Consider the following 13,138-nt stretch of genomic DNA (forward strand, 5'->3'; position numbering starts at 1 on the left):
TCTTTTTTTCATTTATTTTGATGAAGTTTATTTTACTCCGTGCATTAGTTTTTTTAATAAAGGCGTTAAGCTCATAATTAAAAGACCTGCAATGATAGGTACAAAAGTGAAAATTAAAAAGAAGGTACTCATAGAGTATTTCGTTGTTATTTCATCAATCATTCCTCCCATCAAACCAGCTAATTTATTTCCCATACCAACAGCTATATACCATAGACCAAACATCATAGCAATCATTTTTCCTGGTACTAGTTTAGAAACGTAAGACAAGCCTACAGGAGATAAACTTAATTCACCTAAAGTGTGAAGTAAATAGGCTAAAATAAGCCAAATAACACTTACAGATGCTGTTTGTGCACCTTGAGGTATACTAGCAGAACCATAGGCCAAAACTAAGAACCCTAGTCCTAATAATATTAATCCGACACCAAATTTTACGGTTGCAGGTGGATTGAATTTACTTTCCCATATTTTAGAAAATAAAGGCGCAAATGTTATAATAAAGAATGAATTTAAAATACCAAACCAAGAAGCAGGTATTTCCGTAGAAACTTCACTAAACTGGTTTTTTAACATGATGATTACGATGATCCAAATTATCGCAAAACTGATTCCTAAGAAAAGATTAGATAATGCATATTTTTTAAAAGTAATTTTAAATAAACTAATTAAAACATAGGTAATAATCATTAAAGGAACAACAGTAAGTAGTGTATTTGCTATTCTAAAAATATTTGCAGCGCTACCTTCTAATACTCTATTGGTATAATCTTTAGCAAAAATAGTCATAGAACCACCCGCTTGTTCAAATGCAGCCCAAAAGAAAATAGTAAAGAATGCTAAAATACCAACAACAATATATCTGTCTCTTTGTACATTGCTAGGTACATCGTCATAACTCTTTTCATCTTTGTTAGCAACTGCATCAGATAAATCAACAATTTTACTTGGCTTTGTACCAACATTACCAAAAATGCTTTGAGCGAAATAGAATTGTAACATTCCGAAAAACATAAAAATACCAGCTAAACCAAAACCAAAATGCCAACCATAAGTTTCACCTACATAACCACAAAGCATAATACCTAAAAAAGCACCAGCATTTACACCCATATAAAAAATAGTAAATGCACCATCCTTTTTTTCTTGAGCGTTTTTATAAACACCATTAATAATTGAAGTAATATTAGGTTTAAAGAAACCATTTCCTGCAATTAGTAAACCAATACCTACATATAATGCCCAAGGAGTATCGAATGCCATCGCTGCGTGTCCAAGTGTCATTAATAAAGCACCTATAACAACTGCATTTCTGTATCCTAAAAATCTATCGGCTAAAATACCTCCAATAATAGGAGTAAAGTAAACTAACATTGTGTATGTACCGTATAAACTTAAAGCATCTTCACGACTCCAAGCCCAACCGCCATCAGTTAATGATGAAATTAAAAAAATAACTAATAATGCACGCATTCCATAATATGAAAAACGCTCCCACATTTCTGTGAAAAATAAAATAAATAAACCTGCTGGGTGTCCTAGCAATAATTTATTGTTCATTTCTGAACCTTCAAATCTGTATTTGGCTGTATTCATGTAAAAAAAAATAAAATTATATAAGTATAACAAACCTCATTAAGATATCATTTATGAGGTTTATTATTTTGTTTCATTAATTATCAGCTAGTTCGAAACCTTCTGTTTCTTCATTTTTAATTGCTTGCCTATCTTCAGCTCCATGTGTTAGCCTCTTTAGAGGTTTTAATATTGCAATAATTAATAAACCAAAAATTGTACATGTTATTGCGATTCCTGTAAAAACTTCAAAATCTCCAGCATCTTCAGATAGACCTCCAATAAAACCTGCGACTTTATTACCTAAACCAGTTGCAGCAAAATATGCTCCCATCATTAGAGAAGCGTATTTTAACGGTGCTAACTTAGTGATAAAAGACAATGCAACCGGAGAAGCACAAAGCTCACCAATAGTATGAAAAAGGTATGCTAATATTAACCAAATCATTGCAGATTTTTCTGCTACTTCATCTCCATTCATAACCACTTCAGAAGCAGCTTTACTCATAAAGAAAAAACCAAAAGCCATAATAATTACACCTATCGCCATCTTAAATAAAGAAGAAGATTCTCTTCCTTTCTTTTTCCAATTATACCAAAACCCACCAACTGCAGTACCTAAAACAATAATAAAAAAGGCATTAACAGATTGAAAAACAGCTGCAGGAATTTCATTTCCAATTAAAGGTAAAGAGAAAGATAAAATTCTATTTGTTTTTTGTTCTGTATATAAACTCATTAACCCACCGGCTTGTTCAAAAGCACCCCAAAAAACAATAATTATTAAGAAAGAAAGAAACATTACTAACATTCTATCTTTTTCAATTTTAGTTAAAGGCTTTTTTAGTAATTCTTTATCAGGTGAATCTGCATTACCGATAAAATTTCCAACACTACCTAAATATTTTAAGCCATACATATATACAATTTGTCCCAGTGCCATACCAATACCTGCAAGACCAAAACCATAATGCCAGCCATATTTAGCGGCAACTGCACCAACTAAAATAGCTCCTAAGAAAGCTCCCAAATTAATTCCTATATAGAAAACGTAAAAACCTTTATCTCTTCTTTCGTCTCCTTGTTTGTACAAACCACCAACCATTGTAGAGATGTTTGGTTTTAAAAAACCTACACCAATAACAATAAAAAGAAGTCCTGTAAAGAATGCCCATTGTGCTTCTACGGCTAAAATTCCATGACCAATACATAGTAAAATTCCTCCCAGCATTACTGCTTTTTTCTGTCCTATAAATTTATCTGCAATCCAGCCTCCAGGAATGGAAGTTAAATACACAAACATGGTATATGTTCCGTAAAAAGATAAAGTTTCTCCATTAGACCAACCAAAACCAGATTGAGGATCTCCTATAATAATTGGAGCAGCAAGATATAAGGTTAAAATTGCACGCATTCCATAATATGAAAAACGTTCCCACATTTCAACAAAAAATAATACGTACAATCCTACAGGATGCCCAAATAATTCTTTTTCGTGTGGTTCTTTTATTAAATTACTCATAGTTTATCCTTTTATTTAGTTGATTCTGTATTTAAATTTTCGTCGATAAAGTTAGTCATTTTTGTGAACAAATTTAAACGAGTATTTCTTCCTTTATAAATTCCGTGTGCTCGGTCTGGTACAATAAACATATCAAATTGTTTATTAGCTTCAATTAAAGAATTTATCATTCTGTAAGAGTTTTGTACATGTACATTATCATCACCAGTTCCGTGAACTAATAAGTAGTTTCCTTTTAATTTATTTGCATAATTAAATGGCGAATTATCATCATAACCACTTGCATTTTCTTGTGGAGTTTGCATATAACGTTCTGTATAAACAGAATCGTAAAAACGCCAAGAAGTAACCGGAGCTACTGCTATTGCTGTGGTAAAAATATCATTTCCTTTTAAAATACAATTGGTGCTCATAAAACCACCATAAGACCATCCCCAAATACCAACATTATTATTGTCTATATAAGAACGTTCTACTAATTTTTTTGCTGCTGCTATTTGATCTTCAACTTCATATTTACCCAATTCTTTCTGAGTTACCTTTTTAAAATCGGCACCTTTAAAACCAGTACCACGTCCATCAACACAAACTACAATCATTCCCTTTTGGGCTAACATATTGTGCCAATAATCATTGCTACCGTTCCAAGTATTTCCAACTTGTTGAGAACCTGGACCAGAATATTGAAACATTAATAATGGATATTTCTTGTTTTCATCAAAATCTAAAGGCTTAATCATCCACATATTTAAGTCGTTTCCGTTAATGTTGATTGTAGAAAACTCTTTAGGACTCATTTTATATGCCGATAATCTTTCTTTTAAAGCATCATTATTTTTGATCACCTTTAACATTTGTCCTTTAGCAGTGTATAAAGAATAAATAGGTGGTGTTTCTGCTGATGAATATGTGTTGATAAAGAAGTTTAAGTTTTTACTGAATGACGCAGTATTTTGTCCGCTTTCATTACTTAATAACTGTTTCTTTTTTCCTTTTATGTTGATAGAATACACACCTCTATTGATAGATCCGTTTTCTACAGATTGATAATAGATGGTTTTCTTTTTTTCGTTAAAACCGTAGTAGTTGGTTACTTCCCAATCTCCTTTTGTAATTTGATTGATTAATTTACCATTAAAATCATAATGATAAATATGGTTGTAACCATCCTTTTCGCTTGTCCAAATAAAACTGTTATCAGCTAAAAAAGTAAGATTGTCTGTAATATCTACATACGCTTTATCAGTTTCATTTAATAATAAAGAAGCAGTAGCATTTTGAGAATTAACTTTGTGTAGGTTTAAGTTATTTTGATGACGGTTTAAAGTCGTTGCAACTAAAATATCTGAATCATTAGACCATTTAATTCTAGGAATATATTCATAATCTCCTAAAGAAATTTTTTCTGTATTTTTAGATGAAAGCGTATACATGTGTAAAGTAACATCTGCATTTTTTTCACCTGCTTTCGGATACTTAAAAACTTGTTGTGTTGGGTATAATTCTGTACCAACAACATCCATAGAAAAAGTAGGAACGTTGGTTTCATCAAAACGTAAAAAAGCTAAATGAGTTCCTGTTTTATTCCATTCAAAAGCTCTTACAAAAGCAAATTCTTCTTCATAGACCCAGTCTGTAATTCCGTTGATGATTTCATTTATTTTACCATCCGTTGTTACCTGAGTAATTTGGTTTGAAGCTACATTTTTAATAAAAATGTTATTGTCTTTTGCATACGCCACATTTTTATTGTCCGGAGAAAAAACTGGTTCTTGAATTGCCTCACCAATCAACGTCAATTCTTTAGAAGCAATATCATAAGCATAATAGGTTCCTTTTTTAGAATGACGATAAATTTGTTGGAAGTTGGTTCCTAAAATCAGTTTGGTTTCATCATTATTAAAACTATAAGAAGAGAAACTACTTAAACCTTTTAAATCGGCACTATTTACAATTGTTTCAACTTTTTCTAAAGTTTTGTAACTGTATTTATCCACAGTAACCGATCTAGATGATCTATTAAAATCTAAAACAGCATAATAATCGCCATTCATAGAATTTAAAGAATTCATTCTATCTGCAGAAAATGTTCCGTTCCAGATTTCTTCTAATGTTATGTTTTTTTTGTTTGATGTTTTACTTGCATTTACTTGTGCAAATGTTATACAGTTAATTAATAGTAAAATAACTGTAAGGGAGACTCCTTTTCTCATTGTAGACCTTGTATTTGATAAAAGTTTGCCAAGTTTACGCAAAAATCCATAAAAAATATCTTAAAAATCCATAAATGTTGATTATCTATTAATGTTTTAACAGTTTGACTTATCTTTGTTGTTGATAGTTTTATACCCAAATTAATGAGCAAACTTATTTCTGGTTTTTCTAAGTTAACGAAAGATGAAAAAATTACGTGGTTAACAGAGAATTATTTCCACAATCATTTCCATACAAAAGATATAATTAAACAATATTGGAATGATGATGCTGAATTGCAACAACTTCATGATGACTTTATTGAGAATACAATTTCTAACTTTTACATGCCTTTTGGTATTGCACCAAATTTTGTGATTAATGATAGAGCTTATGTAATTCCTATGGTGGTAGAAGAAAGTTCTGTAGTAGCAGCTGCTTCTTTGGTTGGTAAATTTTGGAGTACAAGAGGAGGTTTTAAAACCAAGGTAATTGGTACAACAAAAATTGGGCAAGTCCATTTTATGTATGCTGGAGATAAAACCAATCTTGAAGACTATTTTAATAAAAATAAAACAGAATTATTTGCTGCAACGGCTTCTATCACTAAAAATATGGAAAAACGTGGTGGTGGAATTTTAGATATAAAATTAGTTGATAAAACTGATAAATTAGAAAACTATTACCAACTACATGCAACCTTTGAAACGAAAGATTCAATGGGTGCAAATTTTATAAACTCATGCTTAGAAGCAATTGCTAAAAAGTTTGAAAAAGACGATATAGAAATTGTAATGAGCATACTTTCTAACTACGTTCCAGAATGTTTGGTTAGGGCAGAAGTGAGTTGTAAGATAGAAGAATTAGGAGGTGAAAATCCTCAGAGATTTGCAGAGAAATTTTACCAAGCAGTAAAAATTGCAGAAATAGAGCCTTATAGAGCGGTAACGCATAATAAAGGAATTATGAATGGAATTGATGCTGTTGTTTTAGCAACTGGTAACGATTTTAGAGCAGTAGAAGCTGGTGCGCACGCGTACGCTTCTAAATCCGGACAATACTCTAGCTTGTCTCATTGTACTATTGATGATGGAATTTTTAAATTCTGGATTGATATTCCGTTGGCTTTAGGAACCGTTGGTGGCTTAACAGGTTTACATCCTCTAGCAAAGTTATCTTTAGAAATGTTGCAAAAACCATCTGCAAGAACTTTAATGCAAATTATGGCAGCAGCAGGTTTGGCTCAAAATTTTGCAGCTTTAAGAGCTTTAACGACTAAGGGAATTCAGCATGGACACATGAAAATGCATTTACAGAATATCTTAAATCAGTTTAATGCTACCGAAGAAGAAAAAGAAATAGTTACAGCTTTTTTTGATAAAAAGACAGTGACACATTCTGCAGTTGTAGAAAAAATAGATGCTTTAAGAAAACCTTCTATCAATTGGATTGATTTTTTTAATAAGAACTTGGTAAGTTATAAACTGGCTAAGATTTATGAAAAGACAAAGCCGCTTTTTGGGAAGATGAATGGGCAACAAATGATAGAACATTTAAGTTTTTTATTACAAATTTCTAATGGAAAAATAGCTGCTGATTATTATGTTTCTGATGAAAAATCAGCAAGAAGAAAACCTTTTTTAAATACAGAAGGGGAGTTGCAAGTTGGGTTTAAAGCAAGTATGTTGTCTGAAGAACCAAATGCCTTAAAATTTAATTCTGTAGGTGAAGCAATTCATGATTTATTCATTCAAATTGATGCTTTTAAAGTTCATTTTGAAATAGCCAAAGCTGAAAATCATCCGTTTTTTGGAGAGTTAGATTATGAGTATTGGCAAAAATTTCATGTAAAACATTTTACACATCATTTTAAACAATTTGGATTGGTATAATGAATTTTTATTCTAACGGAAAACTTTTATTAACAGGAGAATATCTTGTTTTAGATGGCGCAAAATCTTTGGCAATTCCAACTAAATTTGGACAAAATTTAAGTGTTGAGAAAATAAAAGAACCTCAAATTATTTGGGGAAGTTTTACACACACCGGAGAATGTTGGTTTGAGGCTGTTTTCGATTTAAAAAAACTACGTTTGATAAATTGTACCTTCAATTCCGATAAAGAAGGAAGTGGAGAGGTTATTGCAGAAACGTTGTTAGATATTTTAAAAGAAGCTAAAAACTTAAATCCAGATTTTTTAGCATCAGAAAACGGATTTGTTGTAAAAACAAACCTTACATTTCCAAGAAATTGGGGATTAGGAACTTCATCAACTTTAATAAATTCTGTTGCATCTTGGGCAAAAGTAGATGCTTTTAAGTTGCTTTGGAATTCCTTTAAAGGAAGTGGTTATGATATTGCTTGTGCACAAAACGATACGCCAGTTTTTTATCAAATAGAAAATAAAGAACCTGTTGTTGAGCAAGTAACATTCAACCCGAGTTTTAAAGAGAATTTGTTTTTTGTTCATTTAAATCAGAAGCAAGATTCTAAAGAAGGAATTGCAAAGTTCAGGGAGAGTAACATTAATTTTGATAAAGAAATAAAGAGAATTTCAGAAATTTCTGAGGAATTTTTAACTACAAAATCATTACAAGAATTTGAGGAATTAATAGTTGAACATGAACAAATTATCAGTTCAATTATAAAACTAAAAACAGTTAAAGAGAAGTTGTTTCCAGACTATTTTGGATCGGTAAAAAGTTTAGGTGCTTGGGGAGGAGATTTTGTTTTAGTAACAGGAGACGCATCAACACCAAGCTATTTTAAAAATAAAGGATTTGAAACCATATTGACTTACAGTCAGATGGTTTTATAATAAAATATTAGGTCTCGACTGCGCTCGACCTGACAATTAATATTCTAAATGTCTCCTCGAGCGCAGTCGAGAGGTTTTATACAAGATAAACAAATGAGTAAAGTAATAATTATTGGAGGAGGAGCAGCAGGATATTTTACAGCGATAAACGCTAAAGAAAATAACCCTGAATTAGATATTACAATTCTCGAAAAAGGAAAAGACGTTTTACAAAAGGTGAAAATTTCTGGAGGTGGAAGATGTAATGTTACACACGCATGTTTTATACCAAAGGACTTAACAGAATTCTATCCAAGAGGAAAAAAAGAATTGTTAGGGCCTTTTCACCAGTTTATGACAGGCGATACTTTTGAATGGTTCGAAAACAGAGGAGTTCCTTTAAAAATAGAAGACGATAATCGTGTTTTTCCAGAAGCAAATACAAGTCAGGCAATTATAGATTGTTTTCAAAATGCTGTTGATAACTTAGGAATTAAAGTGTTAACAAACTGTGGTGTAAATTCGGTTTCTCAACAAGATAATAAATGGATTATCAACACAAAAGAACAAGTTTTTGAAGCAGATAAATTAGTAATTGCTGCAGGAAGTTCTAAAAAAGTATGGGAATTATGCCAAACATTAGATCATAGCGTTGTAGAACCAGTTCCGTCTTTATTTACCTTTAATATTAACGATAAAAGATTGGTAGATTTATTAGGAACTTCTGTGCCAAATGCTACAGTTACCATTTCTGGAACAAAATTAGAAGCATCCGGACCTTTGTTAATTACACATTGGGGAATGAGTGGTCCCGCGGTTTTAAAATTATCCGCCTTTGGCGCAAGAATTTTGGCTGATAAAAATTATCAATATAACGTAGAGGTAAACTGGTTGTCTAGACCAACCGATAAAGTTTTAAATGTTCTTTTAAATTTAAAAAAGAAAGAACCTAGAAAAACGGCTATTTTAAAATCGCCATTTGCTGAGGTTTCTAAAAGATTGTGGGAGCGTTTTGTACTTGCAGCAGGAATTAGTGCAACTCAGAATTGGGCAGATTTAAATAATAATCAATTAGAAGGTTTAGCAAGTCAATTGACAAAAGGTGTTTTTAATGCCAACGGAAGAACTACTTTTAAAGATGAATTTGTAACTGCTGGAGGAATCGATTTAAAAGAAATTAACTTTAAACGCTTTGAAAGTAAGAAACACCAAAATCTATTTTTTGTTGGTGAAGTTTTAAATATTGATGCTGTTACTGGAGGTTTCAATTTCCAGAATGCGTGGACAAGTGGTTTTATTTGTGCAAATGCTTTGGCAGAAGATTAAAATATTAAAAATGTCATTGCGAGGAACGAAGCAATCTGTTATTTAACGGAGAGGTTGCTTTGTTCCTCGCAATGAAGAGTGGTGTAAAAATAATAAAAGAGAATATAATTATGGCAAGAGCAGAATCGAACGAGTTTAAAAACGGAACAATAGCACCTGATTTTACTTTATTAAATACAGTTGATAACTCTTTTGTTTCTTTAAATGAAGCAAAGGGAGGAGAAGGAACTGTAATTATGTTTATTTGTAATCATTGTCCGTTTGTAATTCATGTAAATAGTGAGTTGGTAAAAATGGCGAATGATTATCAGGAAAAAGGAATTAACTTTATTGCGATAAGTGCTAATGATGTTGAGAATTATCCACAAGATTCACCTGAATTGATGAAGCAACTTGCTAACGATGAAAACTATTCTTTTCCGTATTTATACGATGAAACGCAGGAAGTAGCAAAAGCGTATGATGCTGCATGTACCCCCGATTTTTATGTTTTTGATAAGGATTTAAAAGCTGTTTATCACGGACAATTAGATAATTCTAGACCAGGAAACGGAAAACCGGTAACAGGAATTGATTTACGTAATTCTCTTGATAATTTATTAGAAAATAAACCCGCTTTAGAAAACCAAAAACCAAGTATGGGGTGTGGTATTAAATGGAAATAGGATCTATTAGACATCATTATTTATTTCAATCCAATATCCGTTTGGGTCTTGAAAATACACCTGTAGAATACCATCATTTCTAACATAATCTTTGTTTGGTGTACCGATCCAATCGGAATACTCAATTTTTAATTCTTTTAAATGGAGTATAAATGTTGCAATATCCTTGGTTGATAAAGCAAAGTGCACAGCTTTATTCGTTTTAATGATCGCATCAGGACGAGGAATTATATGAAGTTGTTTTCCTTCACCAAGAGATAACCATCTTGTTTTTGAATTAGAGGCAGTATTTTTAATTTCTTTTAGTTGTAGTACTTTTTGATAAAACGCTATAGATGTATCTACATCTTTTACAGAAAGGGCAATATGATTAAATATAAAAGGTTGCATTTATAAAGTTTTATGAGGAGTTTACTTTTCCTAACAACAAAACTAATAAAGAATATCTAACTTCAATTGACGTACCTCTTTTATTTTAATCAAATTCAATGTAGTTTTTTACATCGATCTCTAGGAAAACGTCAATAACCTATTGATTATTGAGTGCTGTATAAATAATAACGAATCTTACTTGATGTATATAAATAAGTAAGATTCGTTATTATTTTAAGGGTATTATGCAGCTTTATTTTGTTGCTGATTTTGAAGTAATGAATTAATTATTTTGTTCCATTTTTCTATAGAATCAAACTCATTGCCAGGTTGAAAATTAATATCTGAATTATAAAATTCAAGAACAATACTAGGTTTGTTTTTACCGATAACGTTTAGTTTTAAGTTTAACTTGTCTAGTGTTGTTTCGTTCTTTCCTATAGATTTACTGATGTTATTTATCTCGCTGTTTTTAATAGTGTTAAGATCTATAAACTGAAGATTAACTTGCTCTTTTGTTTTTTGTAAAAATGAAATTGCATGTTTATTTTCATCTAAACCAATTGCATAACATTCACTAATTTCGTGCTCTGTAATTTCAGAATTATGCTGTTTTGCAAACTCTTTCAATGAGTTTAATACTTTTTTTTCTTTATTTTTTTTGTTTTTATTTGTTAATACAAAAGGTAGTGCACATAATGCAATACATATTACTCCTATTATTATTGTACCTAAATCCATTTTATGTTTTTTAATTTTTTTAATATATTGATTTTTATATGAAACGGGTATCCGCAACATATAAATGTTTTATTTTAACTACGTAAAAGGTAGTTGTTAGTAAATAAAATAAAGGGTTACCAAAAATTATGGAAAGGAAAAATAAGATCAGACTTTCGTTGTCTAATTAGGGTGTTTTCTAAGTAGTTTTTATACTGTTTAAACTTAGAATTGAACTCTAGTTTAGTTGTATAAGAAATTGCTAATAAATCGTCTGAAGACAATTTAAAATTGGGTAATGAAAAATCTATTGTTTCAGAAACTAAGTTTTCTGATTGTTGTGTATGCGCATGAAATACTTTAGAAGCTGTAACTAAATAGGTAAGCTGTTCTGTATCTTGGTTCGCATTTTGTGCGTTAAAATAAGAAGTTGTATTTGCAGAAAGATACATCCCAGAACAATAAATTGAAATGAGTAATAGTACTTTTAGTATTTGGTGTTTCTGCTTCATTATTTTTTGCCATACAAGTTATGACATTGCAAAATTAGTTAATTTTATATTAGGAAAAATAAAAAAGTGTATTTGTTGTATAATAATTAACAATCTTATCCAACTTCACCTCGATGAGGTTTTAATGCATCTCTATAAACTTTCATATCTTTTTCATCTACTGTAATGAATGCAGAAAATAACATTGGATTTTTTTCTTCAATATTAATTTCAAGAAAAGTTAAGTTTTCCATTTCAGCAAATTCTTCTAAATGAATGGTATGATGTTTTGCGGTTTGTTGTGCATCTGGACCTCTAAAATCCCACAATAATTTTATTTTTCTACTCAATGTCTTCGTTTTTAATGGTTGATAAAAATGAATAATTCTCCACTTTCAAAAGTAATTTTTATATTGTTTGTAATTGCTTTATTTCTTGTGCCAATTCTTTCTCCGAAAGTTAAGTCTTCCTTATCTAAAGGATATTGCAATCCTACAGTACTAATGTTTTTTGCTTTTGGGAAAGGAACTAATGAAATGATCTTACCTGCAGAATTAGAAATAGAAGTGCTTTTATCCGCTAAAAAATAACGACTATGATTGTCAAAAAAAGTAAGACTTAATTTATTTTTCCACTGAATGGCGGTGTGTAAATTTCCTAAAAAATGGTCTTGTTCTTTTCCGCTTGCACCAAAAACATCAACTTTTTTAAACCCTTTATCAAATAAGATTTGAAGTATTTTATCAAAATCTGTAAAATCTTGATTCGGAGTATGAATTACTTCAATACCTTTTGGTAGGTTTTCTATAGAATCAAAATCGCCGCTAATAAAATGGGGTTTTATTTTATTTTTTTCTAAAAATTGATAAGCGCCATCTGTAGCACAAATAATTTCGTATTCCTCCAAATTAGGAATTGCTATTGGAGGTTCTCCGTTTAGAAGTAGAAAAACTTTTTTTGTATGCATAGAATGCAAAAATACCCATTTCAGAATTAATGAAATGGGTATTTTTATCAAGTAATTTTTTACTTATTCTTTTTTAATCCACGTAAGTGCAATTACACCTAATCTACCAATAAGAAAAATGATAAAACCAAATAAAGTTGCTGTAATTGCACATTTTAACCCCACAGCTAAAACACCGTGAGATACACTGTTTGCTATTGCAATCACAGTAAACATTTGGTATAATCCGAGAAAAAGACCAAAAAAACCAAAAACAAGCGCAAATAAACTTACAGATTTAATAAGTTCTCTGTTTTTATCTGAATTTACTTTAAAACTTTTTGCAATTAAAAAAAGTGTTAAAAAGAATAGAATTAATAAAGGGATCATAAATTGAGTACCTCCTTCGGTTATGTAAGTCATAATATAAGTTTTTAAATTCGTTTCAAAAATATTGGTAATGTTTGTTCTTAAAATATATTTGAGATGAATGAATCCTTTTTACTTGGTTTCTACAAAAAACAGGTAGTT

At 30.6% G+C, this 13,138-nt stretch carries 13 protein-coding genes and 1 pseudogene; 5 read left to right on the forward strand and 9 right to left on the reverse strand.

The window, feature by feature from the left end; genetic code table 11:
* Nucleotides 1-27: 27 nt before the first annotated feature.
* The 3 genes from H0I28_RS16100 to H0I28_RS16110 form a co-directional block, all read right to left on the reverse strand.
* Nucleotides 28-1,596, reverse strand: coding sequence for a peptide MFS transporter (locus H0I28_RS16100; protein ID WP_218759764.1), 1,569 nt, complete (start codon nucleotides 1,594-1,596; stop codon nucleotides 28-30).
* 76 nt (nucleotides 1,597-1,672) lie between these two features.
* Complete coding sequence (locus H0I28_RS16105; protein WP_218759766.1) at nucleotides 1,673-3,097, reverse strand: peptide MFS transporter; 1,425 nt, start codon at nucleotides 3,095-3,097, stop codon at nucleotides 1,673-1,675.
* 11 nt (nucleotides 3,098-3,108) lie between these two features.
* Nucleotides 3,109-5,310 carry a S9 family peptidase gene (locus tag H0I28_RS16110; protein WP_218759767.1) on the reverse strand — a complete coding sequence of 734 codons (2,202 nt, stop codon included), beginning with the start codon at nucleotides 5,308-5,310 and terminating at the stop codon, nucleotides 3,109-3,111.
* A gap of 132 nt (nucleotides 5,311-5,442) precedes the next feature.
* Here H0I28_RS16110 and H0I28_RS16115 point away from each other — a divergent pair.
* The 5 genes and pseudogenes from H0I28_RS16115 to H0I28_RS16130 all read left to right on the forward strand — a co-directional run.
* Nucleotides 5,443-6,723, forward strand: a pseudogene (locus tag H0I28_RS16115) (hydroxymethylglutaryl-CoA reductase, degradative); the annotation flags it as partial.
* A 249-nt stretch (nucleotides 6,724-6,972) separates the two neighbouring features.
* Nucleotides 6,973-7,182, forward strand: a complete 210-nt coding sequence (locus H0I28_RS17620; protein ID WP_254712748.1) for a DUF1569 domain-containing protein — start codon at nucleotides 6,973-6,975, stop codon at nucleotides 7,180-7,182.
* A complete protein-coding gene (locus H0I28_RS16120) occupies nucleotides 7,182-8,108 on the forward strand; it encodes a GYDIA family GHMP kinase (protein WP_218759769.1) in 927 nt (308 codons plus the stop codon). The genes H0I28_RS17620 and H0I28_RS16120 overlap by 1 nt, the downstream gene beginning before the upstream one ends.
* Before the next feature lie 93 nt (nucleotides 8,109-8,201).
* Nucleotides 8,202-9,413 (forward strand): NAD(P)/FAD-dependent oxidoreductase, encoded by a 1,212-nt coding sequence (locus H0I28_RS16125; RefSeq protein WP_218759770.1) that lies wholly within the window; start codon nucleotides 8,202-8,204, stop codon nucleotides 9,411-9,413.
* A gap of 110 nt (nucleotides 9,414-9,523) precedes the next feature.
* Nucleotides 9,524-10,078: a thioredoxin family protein gene (locus tag H0I28_RS16130; RefSeq protein ID WP_218759771.1), complete on the forward strand. Its 555-nt coding sequence runs from the start codon at nucleotides 9,524-9,526 to the stop codon at nucleotides 10,076-10,078.
* Nucleotides 10,079-10,084: 6 nt separating this feature from the next.
* Here H0I28_RS16130 and H0I28_RS16135 read toward each other — a convergent pair whose 3' ends face one another.
* The 6 genes from H0I28_RS16135 to H0I28_RS16160 all read right to left on the reverse strand — a co-directional run bounded on the left by H0I28_RS16135 (nucleotide 10,085) and on the right by H0I28_RS16160 (nucleotide 13,030).
* Nucleotides 10,085-10,468, reverse strand: coding sequence for a VOC family protein (locus H0I28_RS16135; protein WP_218759772.1), 384 nt, complete (start codon nucleotides 10,466-10,468; stop codon nucleotides 10,085-10,087).
* A 225-nt stretch (nucleotides 10,469-10,693) separates the two neighbouring features.
* Nucleotides 10,694-11,191, reverse strand: coding sequence for a hypothetical protein (locus tag H0I28_RS16140; protein WP_218732436.1), 498 nt, complete (start codon nucleotides 11,189-11,191; stop codon nucleotides 10,694-10,696).
* Between the two features lie 116 nt (nucleotides 11,192-11,307).
* Nucleotides 11,308-11,682: a hypothetical protein gene (locus tag H0I28_RS16145; RefSeq protein WP_218732437.1), complete on the reverse strand. Its 375-nt coding sequence runs from the start codon at nucleotides 11,680-11,682 to the stop codon at nucleotides 11,308-11,310.
* Nucleotides 11,683-11,777: 95 nt separating this feature from the next.
* On the reverse strand, nucleotides 11,778-12,011 hold the full coding sequence (locus H0I28_RS16150; protein ID WP_218759773.1) for a hypothetical protein: 234 nt from the start codon (nucleotides 12,009-12,011) through the stop codon (nucleotides 11,778-11,780).
* An 11-nt stretch (nucleotides 12,012-12,022) separates the two neighbouring features.
* On the reverse strand, nucleotides 12,023-12,628 hold the full coding sequence (locus H0I28_RS16155; RefSeq protein WP_218759774.1) for a thiamine diphosphokinase: 606 nt from the start codon (nucleotides 12,626-12,628) through the stop codon (nucleotides 12,023-12,025).
* A gap of 63 nt (nucleotides 12,629-12,691) precedes the next feature.
* Entirely contained in the window at nucleotides 12,692-13,030 is a 339-nt protein-coding gene (locus H0I28_RS16160) for a MotA/TolQ/ExbB proton channel family protein (protein ID WP_218732440.1), read from the reverse strand.
* Between the last annotated feature and the right edge of the window lie 108 nt (nucleotides 13,031-13,138).

Source organism: Polaribacter sp. AHE13PA (assembly GCF_019278505.1).
GTDB lineage: Bacteria > Bacteroidota > Bacteroidia > Flavobacteriales > Flavobacteriaceae > Polaribacter.